The following is a 19,111-nucleotide window of genomic DNA, read 5'->3' as shown; positions in this document are numbered from 1 at the left end:
ATAATAGAGCCTCTTTGAGGCTCTTATTTTTTAGATTAGATATCACAAGGTTACTCTTGAAACCATTTCCACGAGCAGAAATCAGCCGCAAGGCGCTCAAACATAACTTAGCGCGACTGCATGAACTCGCGCCATCAAGTAAAGTCATGGCAGTGGTTAAAGCTAATGGCTATGGCCATGGTTTGCTTAACGTTGCCCAATGCCTAGATAATGCCGATGGCTTTGGTCTTGCTAGGTTAGAAGAAGCGTTAGCATTGCGTGCTGGTGGTGTTAAAGCCAAATTACTACTATTAGAAGGCTTTTTTCGCGTTGGCGATCTTGAAACCTTGGTTGAGCATGATATCGAAACGGTTGTTCATCACGTATCCCAGCTGGAGATGCTTGAAAGTGTCACTCTGAGCCGACCTGTAACTGTGTGGCTTAAAGTCGATACCGGTATGCATCGCCTTGGCTTTGCACCTGAGCAGTTTCATGCAACGTATCAAAGATTATTGAGCAATGAGAATGTCGCTAAACCTATCCATTTAATGACCCATTTTGCCAGCGCTGATGAACCCAGTAACTCGAGCACGCTTGCGCAGCAAAAAGTGTTTGATACACTTACAAAAAACCTTCCTGGTGATCGCACTCTAGCTAATTCTGCCGGCGCTCTGTTTTGGCAATCAAGCCAAGCCGACTGGATCCGACCGGGTATCGCACTTTATGGCGTCTCGCCAGTATTAGGTGATTTAGGGGCTAAGCATGGTTTATTACCCGCGATGGAGTTAGTGTCGCAACTGATTTCAATTCGTGATCACAAGGCGGGTGACTCAGTAGGTTATGGTAGTTTTTGGACGGCTAAAACCGATACCCAACTCGGCGTTGTCGCCATAGGTTATGGTGACGGCTACCCGCGCAATGCGCCATTAGGGACACCGGTATTAATTAATGGTCGTATCGTGCCAATAGTTGGGCGGGTGTCGATGGACATGCTCACCGTTGACTTAGGTGTTGATGCAACTGATAACGTGGGGGACCTTGCTGTATTGTGGGGAAAAAAGCTTCCCGTTGAAGAAGTCGCCGAGCATATTGGCACTATAGCTTACGAGCTTGTCACTAAGCTCACTCCTCGTGTCGCCGTTTGCCTAGATTGAGCAAGTAACAAATTTATTGGCAGTTGTGATGCGGCCGGATGCCCATTATCAGCTTGAAGATGTTTAAATTGAAAATACATTCATTATTTAGCGCTGCTTTTTTATGTCTGCAGCCTTGGCTTTTTGCTCACTCGGTCATGGCAACAGCTTTGCCAGAACAAACAGATAATATTGCTGGTATCACGCCCAACGTTAACGCTGATTTTGCAGCCGTGCCGTTTGCGTTCTCTTCTGAATCGCTCGGTACTGCGCTTGGTGCTGCTGGAGTGATCAAGCATGCAGGCCAACAGCAAGCTTCAATATTGGGAATTGGGTTATACAGTGCCAATAATAGCTGGGTGAGCTATTTAGGCGCGCATAACTATCAACTGCCTGAAATCGACAGCTGGTTGTTTTCAATCGAAACCTACCAAGCCCAATTTAAAGAAGGTGTTTATTATCTTTCTGAGTTGGTCGAGCCAAATCAAGCTGCAGAAAAAATTGTCACTTTGGGGGATGAGTCATTTACTCGCCTACATGCCAAGTACGTTTTACCGTGGGGGCGAGGGCGTTATGGCGCCGTACCTAACCGTAACAGCTTGGCAGACACCATTGCGTGGAACCCACTAAGCTCTGGGGTTACAAGTATTACATTTAGCCCATTTATACAGCAGCGCGAATTGGAAGGTTATGAAAACTTGCCACAAAAGGCGCAAGGGTTAGCTGCAGAGCTAGACTGGGATAACCGTGATAACGGCAAAAATAGTACTCAAGGCGGGCAAACTACCCTTAAAGTCAGTCGCGATTTTGGCTCTGCACATCGCAATAGTTGGACCATTTGGGAGTTTGAACAAAGCGCTTTTTATCGCATAGGCTCAAATGACTGGTTTGCTAACCAAGTGATGGCATTTAATGTTTACCTAGCCGATACACCGACTTGGAATAGCCAAGGGGATGACGGGCATCATCGCCCGCCGACCTTTGCTGGTGTCAGGTTAGGTGGATTTGACCGCTTACGGGCTTATGCGAATAAGCGTTTTACTGGGCGTTCAGCAGTGCTTTATTCTGCTGAGTACCGAATTCAACCAAGGTGGCAGCCATTGCAAGAGTGGCCAGTATTTAACTTGTACGATATACCTTGGTGGCAATGGGTTGCATTTGCCGAAACAGGGCAGGTTGCCGACGAGTTTAATGCCAGTGCACTGCATGATGACTTAAAATGGTCTGCTGGCTTTGGAGCCCGCTTTGAAGTTGAAAGTGTGGTGGTGAGGGCTGAGCTAGCCTTTGGTAGTGAAGATAGCCAATTTTGGGTAATGGTGAATCAGCCTTTTTAGCTGCTATAGTACTCGTTAGCGGTATTTATTTGCTCGCAGCTGCTAAGTCAGCTGCTAAGTCAGCTGTTTGCACACGGTTGGCACTGTCGTTTTTATCGCTAGCAGTGTAAAATGCGCGCCCAAATTGTCTCTTGTTTTCGTTTTATTGGTAATTATATGCAGACCCAGCTCAATCGAACCTTCTCTATCGCACCGATGCTTGATTGGACGGATCGCCATTATCGTTATTTTGCGCGCTTACTGTCTTCTGAAGTGTTGTTGTATACCGAAATGGTAACAACTGGCGCGATTATTCATGGTCGAGGCGATTACCTCGCTTATAACGAAGAAGAGCACCCGCTAGCATTGCAGCTTGGGGGCTCAAATGCGGCCGATCTCGCGACATGCGCAAAGTTGGCTGCTGAGCGTGGCTACGACGAAATCAACTTAAACGTAGGCTGTCCGTCAGACCGTGTGCAAAATGGACGGTTTGGTGCTTGTTTAATGGCCGAGCCAACATTGGTTGCCGAATGTATTGATGCCATGAAGCAGGTGGTCGATATTCCTGTTACGGTCAAAACCCGTATTGGTATTGACGACCAAGATAGCTATGAGTTTTTAACGCAATTTATCGATACCGTGAAAGCGGTGGGTTGTGATGACTTTATCATTCACGCACGTAAAGCTTGGTTGCAAGGTTTAAGCCCAAAAGAAAACCGCGAAATTCCAGAGTTAGATTATGAGCGGGTATATCAATTAAAACGTGACTACGGTGAGTTAAACATCAGCATTAACGGTGGCGTTAAAACCCTTGCTGAGTGTAAAGCGCATTTAGCGCAGCTTGATGGAGTGATGGTTGGGCGCGAAGCGTACCAAAACCCGTATATTCTGGCTGAGGTCGATCAGCAATTATGCGGGATTGATAAACCTGTGATCAGCAGAGACGAAGTTTTAGAGCAGTTACTTCCTTACATTGAACAGCATTTGCAGTCTGGTGGCCGTTTGAATCATATTACGCGCCACATTATTGGGTTGTTCCAAGGTGAAGTCGGTTCTCGCGTATGGAGACGCTACTTGAGTGAAAACGCGCATAAATCTGGTGCTGGAGTTGAAGTTATCACCCAAGCTCGACATGAAATGAAAGCCGTTGTTTGCCTTTAACTAGTCTTTTGTACTTTAAAAAATATAACGTGTAGTGAGATTCACCAGTGCATGGTGAATCTCACTAACGTAACTAGCCTCCGCCAATACTCGCCTTTCTTCCTTAAATTACCTTTAAATTATCATTTTGGTTCTAATACAATAACTTACGAGTTGATTGTAAAGTTGGCATGCTGCTTGTATTAGTCTTAATACAATTAAGTGAAACTTGAAAGGGAACTAAAATGTTAAATTCAATTGTAGTTAAAACACTAAAAGCATCAGTCATTACAGTCGCGTTGCTAGGTACTAGTCTTACTGCTCAGGCGGACACGTCATTGCTGTCTGGCGTTGCTCAAAAGTTAGAGCATTCAATCAGCGAACAGGTGCAAGGAATGCTTGCTAAAGCGCAAACAGAATTGAGTTTATCGATTCAATCTCAAGTGTCTGAAATGGTTTTTGAATTTGATGAGAGCGACGCAATCAACACCAATACCAAGGTGTTAACTGCTGATAAGGCAAAGTTAAGCATTAACCAATAGCGCAGAACCAGTAAGTTAGTTACCGCTTATGCATAATGGTTGTCGCTGGGTTAGTACAGTGAGCGTTAAAGTTCTATAGCCGCAAGCCATGGGTAGCCTTAAGTTTAAGCTGCAATGTAGAGCAAAATTGTAAATTAATTGGAGTTTTAAATGGCTGATTTCTTTGAACGAGTAAAAAATCCTGCATCTATCGTGAGCGGTGTTGCTGCAGCAATAGCGCATAAGTTTGAATGGTCATGTTTATGGACACGGGTTGTATGTGCTGTAGGTATTTTTTGTAATCCTGCACTGGGGCTGATTATTTACTTTGTGCTGGCGTTGGTATTACCTAAGTGGAAAAAACCATGTTAGTGGGCGAGCTCAGCGGCATATAAATTGGCAAATAACGACTCATTAGAGACTTATAATTCTAGGCGTAAGCCAAGCTGAATTTAGTGGTAAAGCGTCACGTTGAAGTTATTATGCAATGGGGCAAAGGCGCTATTAATGTAAGTTGCTACTACATATTCTTCGCTGCCCGTCATTTTTGCAAAAAAGCGGCAAAACGCGATTTAGCTTCATCGCTTGCAAGTCTTTTAGCAAATTCGGCCAGTTCTGTTTTCATATGCGCCCTGACAGCAGTCTTGTTGTAACGCATTAATTGTTTTGTAGTTTGTAGTGACATAGGCGGTAATGCCGCTAATTTATGTGCTTGTTGTAGCGTATAGTTAAAAATATCTTCGCTAGTAATAATATCGTTGACTAACCCATACTGATGCGCCGACTCCGCATTAAAGCTCTCACCGAGCATTAGCCACTCAGCAGCTTTCATATGGCCAACAATTTGCGGTAGCAACATACTTGCCCCCGCCTCTGGTACCAACGCTAGCTTTACAAAAGGTAATTGAAATTGAGCAGAGTTATCGGCATAAATTAAGTCGCAATGTAATAATAAGGTCGTACCAATACCTACTGCTGCGCCTGTTACTGCAGCCAACACTGGTTTTGTTAAATCAAGTAGGCAAAATAAAAATTTAAAAGCGGGATGGTTTGCCCCTAGATTACTATTTTTAAGAAAGTCGGCAACGTCGTTACCTGAGGTAAAACAATCGGCTTGGCCACGAAACATAAATGCGCTAATTTCAGTATTCGATTCACCTTCGGTAAGGTATTCTGTAAGCTGGGTATACATATGAAGGTTAAGTGCATTGCGCTTTTCTGGACGATAAAACGTAATGATGCGAACCCCGTTATCATCCTTAACCTTAATTGTGCCCATTCGTTATAGCCTTATTTTGCGAACTAGATTTTAAAATGGAGTTTAAGACATTGAAGCAAATATTTAAACAATTGTTTAACATCACTCTTTTCAGCTGCTTATCATTTACTGCATTAGCACAGGTCATGCTGGTTGACGGCTATGTACGTGCAATGCCACCAAGCGTGCCAAATACTGCGGCTTATATAACACTAGAAAATCATGGCCCTGCTACTCGATTAGTTGGCGTTACCGCACCTTTTGCAAAAGAAGCGCAATTACATACACTTGTAGATGAGGATGGTATGGTTAAAATGCGTCAAGTCGACGGTTTTGATGTAGACTCTCATAGCAGTTTGGTATTATCGGAATCAGGAAACCACATTATGTTATTGGGCTTAACTGCACCACTAACTGAAAACAGCAATGTTGACCTAAATTTGACCTTTTCTGATGGCCAGCAACAACGCATCTCGCTGCCAGTAATAAAACAAGCTCGTTCGGCTGAGGCAGAACATCAGCACCATCAACATCATTAAGGAGTAACAATTAATGCAAATGACATGGAAAAAAGGCATCGCAGCAGCGGTTGTCATCTTTTTTATTGGCTACCTTGTCACGATTTGGTGGAGTGTTGAACCTGATGTCATTGAACAAGAGGCTTATCAGCACAATGGCGAGCAGCAAGTTACGGGGTACGCGACGACAACAGCGTTAATTTTAACGGTTGAGTCTTTGCTCGATAAGTCTGGTGGTTGGCTGTCAAATGACGTCATTCCGCCTTCAGTCTTTATGGATAATATGCCGGCATTTGAATTCGGCGCTATTGAGCAGGTACGTGATTTAGCATTAATTATGCGTAAAGAGTTTAGTCGCTCTCAGTCTCAATCTACGGCAGATGCAGATTTATTAGCAGCGCATTCAAAGCTCAACATTGAGCACACAAGTTGGTTAGTACCCAGTGCGGAAAGTGAGTATAGTGATGCGGTTAAATTATTGAAACTGTATCGTGCTCGCATGGTCGCCAGTGAAAACCCTGACGCGCAGTTTTATGCTCGAGCAGACAATTTAAACGAGTGGCTTAAAGAGATCCAAAAGCGCCTCGGTAGTATGTCGCAACGATTGTCTGCCAGTGTCGGTCAAGAGCGATTAAACACGGATTTATCTGGCGATAGCGCGGCTAAGCAATCAACCCCAGGTTTTATGGCACAAGAGATCAAGACCAGCTGGTGGGAGATTGACGATGTGTTTTACGAAACGCGCGGCGCAACATGGGCACTGCTTAACTTTATGAAAGCAATTGAAGTTGATTTTGCTGAAGTGTTGGAAAAAAAGAATGCTCAAGTTAGTTTGCGACAAATTATTCGTGAGCTGGAAGAAACGCAACAATCTGTTTGGAGTCCTTTGATCCTAAATGGTTCTGGGTTTGGGCTTGTAGCTAATCACTCTTTAGTTATGGCAAATTACATCTCCCGCGCAAATGCTGCGGTTATCGATTTAACAAATTTATTGACGCAAGGTTAATTATGAAAAAGACATTATTGGCGTGTGCATTACTGAGCACTCTTTTCGGTACTTGTGCTAGTGCTGCTACTGTTGTTGGTTTTAAAGTGGGTGGCGACTATTGGCAAGCTGATACCAGCGGTACATTTGCTGAAAGGGGCAGAACCCAGCAAGAATTTAACTATAAAGACTCAAACCAAGGCAGTATTTGGCTTGCTGTTGAGCATCCAATACCGTTAATTCCAAATGTTAAGATCCGTGAAAATAGCATTGAAGGTAAAGGCAGCATGTCTGGTGCTAACTTTAGCTTCAACGACCACACCTTTATTGGTGATATAGATGCGACAACGGATTTGGGTAGTACCGATTTTGTATTGTATTACGAAGTGCTTGATAACGATATCGTTGCCTTAGACATTGGTGCGGCATATAAGTTAATGAACGGAGAGTTCCGCGTTGCAGATGCAGGTCACCCTGAGACTAAAGAGCTTGATAGTGGCATTATCATGGGTTACGTCGATGCCGAAGTCGGTGTGCCAGGCATCGGGCTGTATGGCTTTGCTGACGTGATGATGGGCGTAGATGAGTCTGGTGTTTATGACTATTCAGTCGGTCTGGGCTGGAACTTTGATGGTATGGCTGTGGACTATAAAATTCGCGCTGGTTACCGTGACTTTGTGTTTGACGTAAACGGCTTTGATGGCGTAACGGCAGATATGCAGTTTAAGGGTTACTTTGCGGGTGTTGAACTCGTTTTTTAACGCGTAATAGTGTTAGTGCTATGCGAAAGTGCCAGTCAATGTGACTGGCTTTTTTTATGCTCTAAAGTGCTATTTTAGTGTGAGTTTGGCGTTATATGGGCATTATGTCGCCGAGCTTTAAATTTTGTCTTTCAACTTCATCGTGTTGGTAGGTGACGCATAAACAACAAGGTTAGCGCTTAAGTGGCTCCGCATTAGGTGCTGAGCTTAAAAAGGTATACTGTTCAGCTTTGAGGTCGAAAAGGGCTAAATAGCTGGTGAGGTTGCTGTCACTGCCCTGCCAAGTTAAGCGTTTTAAGTGCTGTAAAATGTGCGTTTGCGATTGACGTTCGAGCATTAATTCAACGGTTAGCATTTGTTGGTATTGTGCATCCGCTAATGATGACTTACTTAAACGGCGTAGTTTGCGGTAGGGGGTTAGAATTTGACTGTCCCACTCAAGGGTATGCTGTTGTAAGGCTCGCCATTGTGTTGCAGACAGAAAGTAAGTTTGGCGATCTAGCCAAAGCGCGAGCAGTAGTAGATTAACATTTACTTGATGGTCGTCTTGCAAGCGTAAGCAAGCTTGTTGGTGGTGGCGATAAATCGCGTCGCAGTCATGCCAGAGGCTAGCGTCCAATGTTATACACTGCGTCATTGTAATCCTCTATATAAAAGAGGGGGCTCAAGGCCCCTCTGTACAGTTAAATTATGACATTGCTGCTCGAACAGTTTGTTCAATTAATTCAATTTCTTCTTGAACTTCTAACCATTCCATTTCGCTCTCATCTAACCCTTGGGTCAGCGCGGTTCGCTCGTTAAGTACTTTGGTGAGCTTAGCTTTGTTATCGGCCTCATAAAGGCTGGTGTCGGCTAGCATTTGTTCGAGTTCGCTTAAGCGGTCGTTAGCTTTTTGTTGCTCTTTTTCAAGCTTTATTTGGACTTTTCGCATGGGGGATAGCTTTTGTCTTAGCTCGGCTTCCAAACGCTTTTGCTGTTTTTTATCTTGAACTGGCTTAGCGGTTGCTGCGTTATCGTCTTTATTAGCCGCTTTGGCTGCGTCTAGTAACCATTGGTGATAGTCGTCTAAGTCACCTTCAAAGCTTTTAACCTCACCTTGGTCAACTAAGTAGTAGTCGCTACAACTTAAGCGCAATAAATGCCTGTCATGCGATACAATAATCATAGCGCCTTCAAACGACTGTAGCGCCATGGTCAATGCGTGGCGCATTTCTAAATCCAAGTGGTTTGTTGGTTCATCGAGTAATAACAGGTTTGGACGTTGCCACACTAATAACGCTAATACTAAACGTGCTTTTTCACCACCAGAGAATGGGCGAACAGGTGCCACGGCCATATCACCATTAAACCCGTAACAGCCTAAAAAGTTACGCAGTTCTTGCTCTTTGCAGTTGGGCGCTAAGCGCGAAAGGTGCTGCAGCGGAGTGTCGTCTAAACTCAAAAATTCTAATTGATGCTGAGCAAAATAACCAATGTTGAGCCCCGGATTGGTTTCAAATTTTCCTCTCATAGCTGACAGTTCGCCAGAAAGTAATTTGACCAATGTTGACTTACCTGCGCCGTTGCGGCCTAAAAGCCCAATACGTGCTCCAGGAACAAGGTTTAACTGCACCTTTTTAAGGATCTCGGTTTCGCCATAACCCACAGATACCTGCTCCATGGTAACGAGCGGGTTGGGTAATGCTTCAGGCTCTTTAAACGCCATGTGAAAAGGGCTATCTGCTTGCGATGGGAGTAATTCTGTCATCCGCTCTAGTGCTTTTAAACGACTTTGTGCTTGCTTGGCTTTACTCGCCTTGTATCTAAAGCGGTCTACAAATGACTGCATATGCGCCCGCTCTTTTTGCTGTCGCTCAAAAGCGACTTGCTGCTGTGCCATACGTTCAGCGCGCACACGCTCAAAAGCGGTGTAATTACCTTTATAGTAATTTAATTTTTGGTTTTCGACGTGCACAATTTCATCCACAATGCCGTCGATAAAGTCCCTGTCGTGACTGATTAACACTAACGTGCCTTGGTAGGTTTTTATCCAGCCTTCTAACCAGTACATGGTGTCTAGGTCTAAATGGTTGGTGGGTTCATCAAGTAGCAATAAGTCTGAACGACATAGTAAAGCTTGGGCTAAGTTTAAGCGCATGCGCCACCCGCCCGAAAAGCTTTTTACTGGGTTTGATTGTTCGGTATCGCTAAACCCAAGACCTGCCAGCAAACTGGCGGCGCGACTATTAATTGCGTAACCGCCAATGGCGTCAATTTTACCGTGGAGGAGTGCAATTTTATGACCGTCATCTTGCGCTTGTGCTGCTAGGAGTTGTGCTTCTAAATCGCGGTATTCGGTATCGCCATCAATAACATAATCAATCGCGGCGACTTCAAGAGCCGGTGTTTCCTGTGCCACAGTGGCTGTTTGCCAACCAGATGGCATGTTGAAGTCACCTTTATCTAAACTGATTTTACCTAGGATCAGTGCTAGCAGTGACGACTTTCCGGTACCGTTTGCACCAACTAAGCCGACTTTATGTCCTGGATAAATAGTTAATGAGGTTTCATCTAAAAGTGTTTTAGAACCACGAACGAGTTGAGCTTGATTGATGGTGATCATTTATGCCGACTTGAGTCTGATTGAAAGCAATTATTGGAGGGGATAATAGCCCAAAATTGCATGCTACCGCTATGACTGACGGCGAAATTCACGCTATGTATCGGCATAATTGTGCTTTTGTGGCAAAATAGTCTTAATTTACTGCTAGGGATTGAATTGATGACTATCGCCGCTAAGAAAGTAAAAAAACGATTTGTAGCTGGAGCTAAGTGTCCGAAGTGCAAAGCGAAAGAGTCAATCGTACTATTTAAAGAAAATGGCATTGAAACGGTAGAATGTGTTGACTGCGATTATCGAGAACAGCAAACGGAAGAAAAAATAACTAAAAAAGCAACGGGTGCGATGATTGGGGTCTTTAAACCGGAATAATGGCTCTTGGCGTGTTAAGCCGCCTTTATTATCAGCGTTATTTGCCATGGCGGCTATTTAACGCTGAGTATTTTTGTATCGCTATTTTATTCTAGCCGTTCAGTGACTCTGGCTGCGATACGCGTTTCCTAGCTTTACGGCACCTTCGTTTCAGCTGAGGCGAGGTTTTATCGTGCTAATGCTGCATCTATTGTTATAACTGCTACAATACCGCGCTATAATAGTTAGCAATCATCATTGACAGCTCAAGCCTAGTATTTTTTAGGCATTTGTCATCATACTTTATCACTGCAGAGAACCGGCTAAGTGCCGACTTTTTGAGTTGCTCTAGCAATAATGACTAGCGTTAAACTTCCATTCTCGCAGCGAATACTTAGGAAAGATACTTTGACTCAATCAGTCCCTACTACCGATGGCCCAGTGCCGTTTTCAACCCTAAAGCTCAAAGCAGAGTTACTCGACAACTTAGCCACTATGGGCTTTGAGTCGATGACACCTATCCAGGCTCAGAGTTTACCAGCCATCCTAAACGGGGAAGATGTCATTGGCCAAGGTAAAACTGGCTCAGGTAAAACTGCGGCATTCGGTTTGGGGCTATTGCATAAATTAGATGTTAAACGATTCCGTATTCAGTGCATGGTGTTATGCCCAACGCGTGAGCTTGCCGACCAAGTGGCAAAAGAGATCCGTACACTCGCTCGTGGTATTCACAATATTAAAGTACTAACCCTGTGTGGCGGTGTGCCAATGGGGCCACAAATTGGTTCATTAGAACACGGTGCTCACATTATTGTTGGTACGCCAGGTCGAATTATCGATCACCTCGATCGTGGCCGTTTAGATTTAGAAAATGTGCATACATTAGTGTTAGACGAAGCTGACCGTATGCTGGACATGGGCTTTCAAGTTGAACTTGAAGGCATTATGGAGCAAGTTCCTCTTGAACGTCAGACTTTATTGTTTAGTGCGACATTCCCTAAGCAAATCAAGTCGATTGCCGACCAAATTATGTTTAAGCCAGTTATGGTTAAAGTTGCTTCAACGCATGCGGGCAGCACGATTGAACAACACTTCTATGAAGTGGGAAATAACAATGATCGTATGCGCGCACTAAAATTACTGTTATTGCAGCACCGCCCTGAAAGCGCAGTTGTTTTTTGTAATACTAAGCGCGAAACTAAAGACGTTGCAGCACAACTTAAAAACGATGGCTTTAGCGTAGTAGCATTACATGGCGATCTTGAGCAACGCGATAGAGACCAAACCTTGCTACAGTTTGCTAATAAAAGTGTATCGGTTATGGTTGCTACTGACGTGGCGGCTCGTGGGTTAGATATTGACGCTCTAGACGCGGTAATTAACTACAACATTGCTTTTGATACCGAAGTACATATTCACCGTATTGGCCGAACAGGTCGTGCTGGTGCTGCCGGCGCCGCATATACATTTTTTGATGATGAAGACGGCTATAAAATTGCGCTGCTTGAAGATTACCTTGAGCGTGATATTGTCAATGAAGCGTTACCATCAGAAAATCTTTTGGATACACTTCCAACTCAACCTCGCATGACCACATTGCAGATTGATGGTGGTAAAAAGCAAAAGTTACGTCCAGGTGATATTTTAGGCGCATTGACAGGCGAAAACGGTATTGAAGGTAGTGAAGTCGGTAAAATTAAAATTACCGATTATCGAGCCTATGTTGCTGTTGACCGTAAAGTGGCTAAACGTGCACTGCATAAAATCGTCAACGGTAAGCTAAAAGGGCGCACATACCGAGCGTGGGAAATACGTTAACCAACAAATGTTGCCTTAGTTACTAAATTTGTTATCTTTTGTGCCGATAGAAATCCAGAGTAATCTGGATTTTTGTATATTAGAAATAGTGAAGAGTGGTGAGATTTGTAATCCAGTCTGCGCCGTTCATCAATAAAATTAGAATAAAGGTTAACTAGTGACAATTTCAGTTGCGGGTGGGGTAAAAACAGGCGTTGTAATCGAGGTCGAGCATCGGCTGCAGCAGCAACTGATCATTGGCAAGAGCAAGCCTGTTGAGGTTGTAGATGAGCTCGGCAGTACCGTTGAAGACGATACAGTCGACATTGAAGCCAACAAACTCGAAATTGAAAGAGAGGCTATTCGTAGCCGCTTAGCAAAACAACATCAAGCCAAATCCTTATATAACACGATATCTACCCAACTGATTATTAGCGCTAATCGCTCAATTGAACATCAATTATCGTCAGTAGAGTCAGTGCTTTTGCATTCTAAGCTTAATGAAAAGCACATATTGTTACTTGAAATGCTGTATTCAAAACAAGTCGATTTAAGCAAAGTACGACCTCTGGTGATGGGTTTGCCTTGGTTGCAGCGTGATTTGCTTAATATGATTAACAGCCCTGCGTTTCGCCATCGTCGACCTAAAACATCTGATGTCCATGTTGCTGATATAAAGCTGGTGCTGAACTATATTGGGGTTGAAAACCTACAAGCACTCATCCCTTATTTTTGTTTGCGCCATTTAATGCCTCGCGAGCAACCTCAACTATTGTGGTTGACCCGAAAAATATGGCGTTACAGCATTATTAGTACGATTGCAGCCCAAGCATTAGTGACACTTCATGGTAAAGATCGCGCTTTTTTCTACAGCTGTAGCCTGCTTAGCTTACTAGGTTCAACGTGTGTGATAAGTAATTGCGCTAAGGTATTTGAGTCGACGTGGGGAACATGGCTGCGAGAAGCCAGTGCCGATGGTGATAAAGAGCTTTACGACGCTGTCATGGCGGCGCAGTTACCTGCAGCAGACGTTTATGAGCAAGTGCTTACCCATAGCGGACCGCTTAATTGGCAGTTGCTTGAGGCGCTTAATTTTGCAGACAGTCGGTTGACCAAAACATTTAAAGCGATTGATACCAGCCTTAAGTACAGTGATCTTGATGAAGATGCTAAGTTACTCGAAAGAGCCAATTGTTTTGCTAGGGTCTATTTACTCAAAGAGGCCGATAATATTACGGCTGCTGAGTGCCGTACCATGTTTGATTATTATGAAATTACTGAACAAGAGCTAATACGTTTAAATAGCCAAAATTATCGAAAATTAGAGCTGCTGTAAAAAAGTCAGAACCCAAAGGGGGCTGCATCAATCGATTCAATGACCTAATTGTAATGCAATTTTTGTAAGCTGGTGCTAGCCGTCTAAACATCCCTCAAATTTCAGCTTTCAGTAGCGCATCTCTATGAGTTAAGTATATCGTTTTGCTTAATTAATCAATTAATCGGCAATGTAGGGCTAACCTTGGCTGTGCTTTAAAATTTCGTTCGTGTATTTATGCAAAAATGGTGACTATTTACCACTTCCGTGTTGAAGTCGACTTTTTTGTGACTAAATATGCCCTACATACAGGCTATATCCGCTTTTATACTTCTAAATTGCAATTAATTATGCACTTTAATGCTGCATGTTGTTCACTTGGGTTGCGAAAAACTAGCATTTTGGTCACAATTTCGCTAATAATGTCCCCCTAGCAATACAACAACCTTGGTGTCACTTAAATAATAACAAGGTGCCAAGTTGAACACGACTGTCACAACTGCAGTCGCAAATTTGAAAGGATATAAGGAATGAGCGCAAAAATGAATCTAACACGTGCCCAATTTGATGATGTTATGGTGCCTAATTATGCGCCCTCAGCAGTAATTCCTGTTCGTGGTGAAGGTAGCCGTGTTTGGGATCAAGAAGGTCGAGAGTTTATTGATTTTGCCGGTGGCATTGCGGTTAACTGCTTAGGTCATTGTCATCCTGCTTTAGTTGGTGCGTTAAAAGAACAAGGTGAAAAGCTTTGGCATTTATCAAACGTCATGACTAATGAACCTGCTTTAGAACTGGCAACTAAGCTAGTTGAAGCCACTTTTGCTGATCGAGTCTATTTTGCCAACTCTGGCGCTGAAGCTAATGAAGCAGCGCTTAAACTGGTTCGTCGTTATGCGATGAATAAGTTTGGCGTTGAAAAAGATCAAATTATTGCATTTGATAAAGCGTTTCACGGTCGAACTTTCTTTACAGTAAGTGTAGGTGGTCAAGCCGCTTATTCTGATGGTTTTGGACCAAAGCCACAAAGTATTACCCACGTGCCGTTTAATGATATTACAGCATTAGAAGCTGTATTTTCTGACAAAACCTGCGCTGTTATGATGGAGCCTTTACAAGGTGAGGGCGGGATCATTGATGCTGATCCAGAGTTCTTAAAAGCGGTTCGCGCACTGTGTGACAAGCACAATGCCTTGTTGGTTTTCGATGAAGTTCAAACTGGTGTTGGTCGTTTAGGTGAGCTTTATGCCTATATGCGCGGTGATGTGGTACCAGATATTTTAACTACAGCAAAAGCTTTAGGTGGTGGGTTCCCTATTGCTGCAATGCTGACGACCAAAGACATTGCACAGCACCTTAAAATTGGTACTCATGGTTCAACTTATGGTGGTAACCCGCTTGCCTGTGCAATTGGCAATGCTGTATTTGACGTGGTTAATACGCCAGAAGTACTTAATGGTGTAAAACATCGCGAGCAGTTGTTGCGTGATGGTTTGAATAAAATTAATGATAAATATCAGGTTTTTTCTGAGATCCGTGGCCAAGGGCTGTTAATTGGTGCCGTTGTTAACGAACAATACCAAGGACGTGCTAAGGAGTTTTTAGTCGCGGGTACTGAAGAAGGCGTTATGAGTTTAATTGCTGGAGCAAATGTGGTGCGTTTTACGCCTTCATTGATCATTCCTGAGGCCGATATCGCAGAAGGTTTAGCTCGCTTTGAGCGTGCTGTTGCTAAAGTTGTCGCTGCCTAATTCAGGGCTAAAAAAGCACTAGGTAAGCTAGTGCTTTTTTGTCTTTAGGAAACTTGTAAGCTGTTGTAAGGGCATGGCTTTGCCCTTAGCGACAAGTGATTGTGAGGGAACTCTTAGATGTTAATTATACGTCCAATTAGATCCACTGATCTCGCTGCGTTATACCAAATCGCTCAAGAGTCAGGTCATGGATTTACATCGTTACCTGTCAACGAAGAACTTCTAAGGCGCAAGATTGCGCGAGTTGAAGCGTCTTTCGATAAACAGGTCGATAAGCCTTTTGATGAAGGTTATTTGATGGTGCTTGAAGATACCGAAACTAACGAAGTAGTTGGTACCTGTGGTATTGAAGCGGCTGTCGGTATGGTTGATGCGTTTTACCATTACCGCCTTGGTACCGAGGTGTACCATTCTGAGCAGATCGATGTGCGCAACGAAGTCGAGACATTAACGTTATGTCATGATTACACGGGGGCTGCCGAGTTTTGCACTTTATTTTTGCGTAATAGCTACCGCAAAAACAACACTGGCCGCATGTTGTCACGCAGCCGTTTTTTATTTTTAGCACAACATGCTGAACGTTTTGGTGAAACGGTTATCGCAGAAATGCGGGGAGAAAGTGACGCCGAAGGGAACTCTCCTTTTTACGGCTGGTTGCAAAAAAACTTTCTCGGAATTGATTTTGTTGAAGCTGACTATTTGTCAGGTTTAGGAAAAAAAGCTTTTATGGCCGAAATGATGCCTAAAAATGCTGTTTATGTTTGCTTATTGCCAGAGGAGGCGCAAAAAGTCATTGGAGAGGTGCATGCCAACACGCGCCCAGCGCTTAACTTATTACATGCCGAAGGCTTTAGATTCCGTGGTTATGTGGACATCTTTGACGGTGGCCCGACGGTAGAATGCAATGTAAATGATATCCGCGCCGTCCGTGAAAGTCGTGTATTAACGGTGACGATTGCAGATACCCCGCTAGATGCCACAAATTATATTGTTGCCAACACTCAGCTTAAAAATTACCGAGCTACAGCAGCAAAAATCACTGTATCACAAGACCATAACAACGTGATTCTAAATGCTGAAACTGCTGCAGGCTTAATGGTTGCAGAAGGTGAGCAAGTCCGTGTATTGGCAATGTAGGAATAGACTATGACACAATTTATTGAAGGTAAGTGGACTGCGGGTTTAGGTCATGAAGTGACATCAATTAACCCTGCCAACCAAGATGTTATTTGGAGCAGTAAAACGGCAACAATAGAGCAAGTAAACCTTGCTGTTGACGCAGCGCGTAATGCGCAGTTTGATTGGTATATGCTAGGTTTTGAAGCGCGTTTAGCCATTATTGAAGCGTATCGCGATCAGCTTGAAGCCAATAAAGCTGATATGGCTGAAGTTATCGCGCAAGAAACCGGTAAGCCGCAGTGGGAAACCGCCACTGAAGCTGGTGCGATGATAGGTAAAATAGGTTTGTCTGTTGCCGCTTTTCATAAGCGTACCGGCTCCTCTGAAAGTGATATTCCGGCTGGCCGCGCAGTCTTACGCCATAAGCCACATGGTGTGGTTGCTGTGTTTGGTCCATATAACTTCCCAGGTCATTTACCTAATGGTCATATCGTGCCTGCACTTTTAGCCGGTAATACAGTGGTATTTAAACCGTCTGAATTATCTCCTAAAGTGGCCGAGATGATGCTTAAACTTTGGGAGAAGGCAGGTTTACCAGCTGGGGTAATTAACTTGGTTCAAGGTGAAGTTGAAACAGGTAAAGCGTTAGCTGCGCATCCGCAAATTGATGGTCTGTTCTTTACTGGCAGCTCTCGCACTGGCCATATTTTGCATCAACAATATGCGGGCGATCCAGGTAAGATTTTAGCGTTGGAAATGGGGGGGAATAACCCATTGATTATTAAAGACGTTAAAGATACCAAAGCTGCAGTACATGACATCATTCAATCAGCTTACATCTCATCGGGTCAGCGTTGCACGTGTGCTCGTCGTTTATATGTTGAGAAAGGTGCGCAAGGTGATGCGCTGATTGAGCAGCTTGCAACCGCCGTTAAAAGCATTCAAGTGGGAGCTTGGAACGCTCAGCCTCAGCCATTTATGGGGGCGATGATTTCAGAAGCGGCTGCCAAAGGTATGGTTGAAGCACAGCGGAATTTGATTAACTTGGGCGCATCGCCATTAGTTGAGTTAACTCACTTAGAAGCAGGTACGGGTCTTGTTTCTCCGGGCTTAATTGATGTCAGTGAAGTGATTGAATTACCTGATGAGGAGTACTTTGGTCCTCTACTACAAGTTGTTCGTTACAGTGACTTTGACCAAGCGATTAAGCTGGCTAATGCGACTCGCTATGGTTTATCAGCCGGTTTATTGGCAGATAACCGTGACGATTATGATTACTTTCTAGCGCGTATTCGTGCGGGAATTGTTAACTGGAATAAGCAGATAACAGGCGCGTCTGGTGCGGCACCCTTTGGTGGTGTTGGTGCTTCTGGTAACCACAGAGCCAGCGCATTTTACGCAGCTGATTATTGTGCTTACCCGGTAGCCTCGGTCGAAGCTGACGCTGTGAGCCTTCCTGCTACTCTGAGCCCAGGTTTGACAATATAGGTTGCATATAGCGATATTCATCAACGAGCGCGATAAGCGACAAAAGGGAAGGCGTTAGGCACTTCCCTTTTATTTATTGCACTCAATACTACAGTAACAGGCTGATATAGGCGGTTTTTCGTGTATTAGAAGGCTGCTTCAATTTTCAAATGTGTACAACTGCGTGAAATCAGCATTGCTATTTTACCCAGGATTAAAGGAGTTAACGATGCACACAAATGTAAACGTGTTATTTGAAGCGCTTTGGCAAGACTATATTGAGGTTACTCCCTCTGCTGCCAAAGTACATCAGTTACTTTCTCAGGGTAATAAGATCATCAATGATCATATTGCTCTACGGACGTTTAATATTGGCAAGGTTAATCTTAATGTCCTTGCCGCACATTTTGAATCAATTGGTTACGTTGCTTGTGGGGATTATCAGTTTGCCGCGAAAAAGCTCAACGCTAAACATTTTGAACACCCAAATAGCAGCTTACCTAAGGTGTTTATTTCGGAGTTGTTAGTTGAAGAGTTTAGCGAGGAGCTACAAACCACTATTAAAGGCTTAATTGAGCAGGTTGAGCCCTCGGCAGTGACGGCGGATAACTTTCTATATTCGGGTCGTCATTGGTCTATTGACGCTAAGACGTATGAGTCATTGCTTGCTGAAAGTGAGTATGCAGCATGGGTTGCTGCATTTGGTTATCGCGCTAATCACTTTACGGTATCAATTAACCACTTACCTAATTTTGACACGATTGTTGAGGTTAATGATGCTCTCAAGGCAGCGGGCTTTGTGCTAAATACTTCGGGCGGAGAAGTTAAGGGGAGTGCTGAAGTGTTATTAGAGCAATCATCAACGATGGCAGATAAAGTAAAGCTAAGCTTCACAGACGTTGTAGTTGAGATCCCTAGCTGTTTTTACGAGTTTGCTATTCGTTACCCTAAGGCTGACGGTAAACTTTATACTGGTTTTGTGGCGGCGTCTGCAGATAAGATTTTTGAAAGTACTCATGCTCAATAAGTGCTTATTGAGCTAGCGTTATTTCGCGAATAGGTTTGGGAGTAACATAAGCCGAGCTTTAATCGTGAATGATTGTCTGC

The 19,111-nt window shown here is 43.8% G+C and carries 18 protein-coding genes; 15 read left to right on the top strand and 3 right to left on the bottom strand.

What is annotated here, in order from left to right; all coding sequences use genetic code 11:
• Window positions 1–56 precede the first annotated feature (56 nt).
• The 5 genes from alr (at window position 57) to RGE70_RS15230 (ending at window position 4,458) form a co-directional block, all read left to right on the top strand.
• Window positions 57–1,133 (top strand): alanine racemase, encoded by a 1,077-nt coding sequence (gene alr, locus RGE70_RS15250; RefSeq protein WP_310472293.1) that lies wholly within the window; start codon window positions 57–59, stop codon window positions 1,131–1,133.
• 149 nt (window positions 1,134–1,282) lie between these two features.
• Window positions 1,283–2,446: a BamA/TamA family outer membrane protein gene (locus tag RGE70_RS15245; protein WP_310472292.1), complete on the top strand. Its 1,164-nt coding sequence runs from the start codon at window positions 1,283–1,285 to the stop codon at window positions 2,444–2,446.
• Window positions 2,447–2,602: 156 nt separating this feature from the next.
• Entirely contained in the window at window positions 2,603–3,586 is a 984-nt protein-coding gene (dusA, locus tag RGE70_RS15240) for a tRNA dihydrouridine(20/20a) synthase DusA (protein ID WP_375087866.1), read from the top strand.
• Between the two features lie 224 nt (window positions 3,587–3,810).
• Complete coding sequence (locus tag RGE70_RS15235; protein WP_310472290.1) at window positions 3,811–4,107, top strand: hypothetical protein; 297 nt, start codon at window positions 3,811–3,813, stop codon at window positions 4,105–4,107.
• 150 nt (window positions 4,108–4,257) lie between these two features.
• The gene (locus RGE70_RS15230) at window positions 4,258–4,458 is read left to right on the top strand and encodes a PspC domain-containing protein (RefSeq protein WP_310472289.1); all 201 of its coding nucleotides are present in this window, start codon (window positions 4,258–4,260) and stop codon (window positions 4,456–4,458) included.
• A 169-nt stretch (window positions 4,459–4,627) separates the two neighbouring features.
• On the opposite strand, the gene RGE70_RS15225 is transcribed toward RGE70_RS15230, so the two are convergent.
• Entirely contained in the window at window positions 4,628–5,365 is a 738-nt protein-coding gene (locus RGE70_RS15225) for an enoyl-CoA hydratase-related protein (protein WP_310472288.1), read from the bottom strand.
• Window positions 5,366–5,400: 35 nt separating this feature from the next.
• Here RGE70_RS15225 and RGE70_RS15220 point away from each other — a divergent pair, with 35 nt between their 5' ends.
• Genes RGE70_RS15220 through RGE70_RS15210 form a run of 3 tightly spaced genes read left to right on the top strand, consistent with a single transcriptional unit; the run spans window position 5,401 to window position 7,608 of the window.
• Window positions 5,401–5,883, top strand: coding sequence for a copper chaperone PCu(A)C (locus tag RGE70_RS15220; protein ID WP_310472287.1), 483 nt, complete (start codon window positions 5,401–5,403; stop codon window positions 5,881–5,883).
• Window positions 5,884–5,896: 13 nt separating this feature from the next.
• Complete coding sequence (locus RGE70_RS15215) at window positions 5,897–6,868, top strand: DUF2333 family protein (RefSeq protein WP_310472286.1); 972 nt, start codon at window positions 5,897–5,899, stop codon at window positions 6,866–6,868.
• A 2-nt stretch (window positions 6,869–6,870) separates the two neighbouring features.
• Window positions 6,871–7,608 carry a TIGR04219 family outer membrane beta-barrel protein gene (locus RGE70_RS15210; protein WP_310472285.1) on the top strand — a complete coding sequence of 246 codons (738 nt, stop codon included), beginning with the start codon at window positions 6,871–6,873 and terminating at the stop codon, window positions 7,606–7,608.
• Between the two features lie 172 nt (window positions 7,609–7,780).
• Here RGE70_RS15210 and RGE70_RS15205 read toward each other — a convergent pair whose 3' ends face one another.
• Both RGE70_RS15205 and RGE70_RS15200 read right to left on the bottom strand, forming a co-directional pair.
• Entirely contained in the window at window positions 7,781–8,245 is a 465-nt protein-coding gene (locus RGE70_RS15205) for a TIGR02444 family protein (RefSeq protein WP_310472284.1), read from the bottom strand.
• Between the two features lie 51 nt (window positions 8,246–8,296).
• Entirely contained in the window at window positions 8,297–10,210 is a 1,914-nt protein-coding gene (locus RGE70_RS15200) for an ABC transporter ATP-binding protein (protein WP_310472283.1), read from the bottom strand.
• Window positions 10,211–10,369: 159 nt separating this feature from the next.
• Here RGE70_RS15200 and RGE70_RS15195 point away from each other — a divergent pair, with 159 nt between their 5' ends.
• The 7 genes from RGE70_RS15195 (at window position 10,370) to RGE70_RS15165 (ending at window position 19,031) form a co-directional block, all read left to right on the top strand.
• Window positions 10,370–10,579, top strand: a complete 210-nt coding sequence (locus tag RGE70_RS15195) for a YheV family putative zinc ribbon protein (RefSeq protein WP_310472282.1) — start codon at window positions 10,370–10,372, stop codon at window positions 10,577–10,579.
• 420 nt (window positions 10,580–10,999) lie between these two features.
• On the top strand, window positions 11,000–12,376 hold the full coding sequence (gene dbpA, locus RGE70_RS15190; RefSeq protein WP_310472995.1) for an ATP-dependent RNA helicase DbpA: 1,377 nt from the start codon (window positions 11,000–11,002) through the stop codon (window positions 12,374–12,376).
• A gap of 157 nt (window positions 12,377–12,533) precedes the next feature.
• A complete protein-coding gene (locus tag RGE70_RS15185; protein ID WP_310472281.1) occupies window positions 12,534–13,691 on the top strand; it encodes an HDOD domain-containing protein in 1,158 nt (385 codons plus the stop codon).
• A gap of 509 nt (window positions 13,692–14,200) precedes the next feature.
• Entirely contained in the window at window positions 14,201–15,418 is a 1,218-nt protein-coding gene (locus RGE70_RS15180) for an aspartate aminotransferase family protein (RefSeq protein ID WP_310472280.1), read from the top strand.
• A gap of 117 nt (window positions 15,419–15,535) precedes the next feature.
• Complete coding sequence (astA, locus tag RGE70_RS15175; protein WP_310472279.1) at window positions 15,536–16,555, top strand: arginine N-succinyltransferase; 1,020 nt, start codon at window positions 15,536–15,538, stop codon at window positions 16,553–16,555.
• Between the two features lie 9 nt (window positions 16,556–16,564).
• Window positions 16,565–18,025, top strand: coding sequence for a succinylglutamate-semialdehyde dehydrogenase (gene astD / locus RGE70_RS15170; RefSeq protein WP_310472278.1), 1,461 nt, complete (start codon window positions 16,565–16,567; stop codon window positions 18,023–18,025).
• A 208-nt stretch (window positions 18,026–18,233) separates the two neighbouring features.
• A complete protein-coding gene (locus RGE70_RS15165; protein WP_310472277.1) occupies window positions 18,234–19,031 on the top strand; it encodes a DUF1338 domain-containing protein in 798 nt (265 codons plus the stop codon).
• Window positions 19,032–19,111: the final 80 nt, after the last annotated feature.

The sequence above is a fragment of the Shewanella youngdeokensis genome, from assembly GCF_033180165.1.
GTDB lineage: Bacteria > Pseudomonadota > Gammaproteobacteria > Enterobacterales > Shewanellaceae > Shewanella > Shewanella youngdeokensis.
Note: the sequence above shows the minus strand (reverse complement) of the source record. Positions and strands in the feature narration are given on the sequence as shown.

Excerpts from the sequence above, each read along its gene's own strand:
- dusA (WP_375087866.1), top strand. The coding sequence starts at position 2,603 with ATGCAGACCCAGCTCAATCGAACCTTCTCTATCGCACCGATGCTTGAT.
- RGE70_RS15235 (WP_310472290.1), top strand. The coding sequence starts at position 3,811 with ATGTTAAATTCAATTGTAGTTAAAACACTAAAAGCATCAGTCATTACA.
- RGE70_RS15230 (WP_310472289.1), top strand. The coding sequence starts at position 4,258 with ATGGCTGATTTCTTTGAACGAGTAAAAAATCCTGCATCTATCGTGAGC.
- RGE70_RS15225 (WP_310472288.1), bottom strand. The coding sequence starts at position 5,365 with ATGGGCACAATTAAGGTTAAGGATGATAACGGGGTTCGCATCATTACG.
- RGE70_RS15220 (WP_310472287.1), top strand. The coding sequence starts at position 5,401 with ATGGAGTTTAAGACATTGAAGCAAATATTTAAACAATTGTTTAACATC.
- RGE70_RS15215 (WP_310472286.1), top strand. The coding sequence starts at position 5,897 with ATGCAAATGACATGGAAAAAAGGCATCGCAGCAGCGGTTGTCATCTTT.
- RGE70_RS15210 (WP_310472285.1), top strand. The coding sequence starts at position 6,871 with ATGAAAAAGACATTATTGGCGTGTGCATTACTGAGCACTCTTTTCGGT.
- RGE70_RS15205 (WP_310472284.1), bottom strand. The coding sequence starts at position 8,245 with ATGACGCAGTGTATAACATTGGACGCTAGCCTCTGGCATGACTGCGAC.
- RGE70_RS15200 (WP_310472283.1), bottom strand. The coding sequence starts at position 10,210 with ATGATCACCATCAATCAAGCTCAACTCGTTCGTGGTTCTAAAACACTT.
- RGE70_RS15195 (WP_310472282.1), top strand. The coding sequence starts at position 10,370 with ATGACTATCGCCGCTAAGAAAGTAAAAAAACGATTTGTAGCTGGAGCT.
- RGE70_RS15180 (WP_310472280.1), top strand. The coding sequence starts at position 14,201 with ATGAGCGCAAAAATGAATCTAACACGTGCCCAATTTGATGATGTTATG.
- astA (WP_310472279.1), top strand. The coding sequence starts at position 15,536 with ATGTTAATTATACGTCCAATTAGATCCACTGATCTCGCTGCGTTATAC.
- astD (WP_310472278.1), top strand. The coding sequence starts at position 16,565 with ATGACACAATTTATTGAAGGTAAGTGGACTGCGGGTTTAGGTCATGAA.
- RGE70_RS15165 (WP_310472277.1), top strand. The coding sequence starts at position 18,234 with ATGCACACAAATGTAAACGTGTTATTTGAAGCGCTTTGGCAAGACTAT.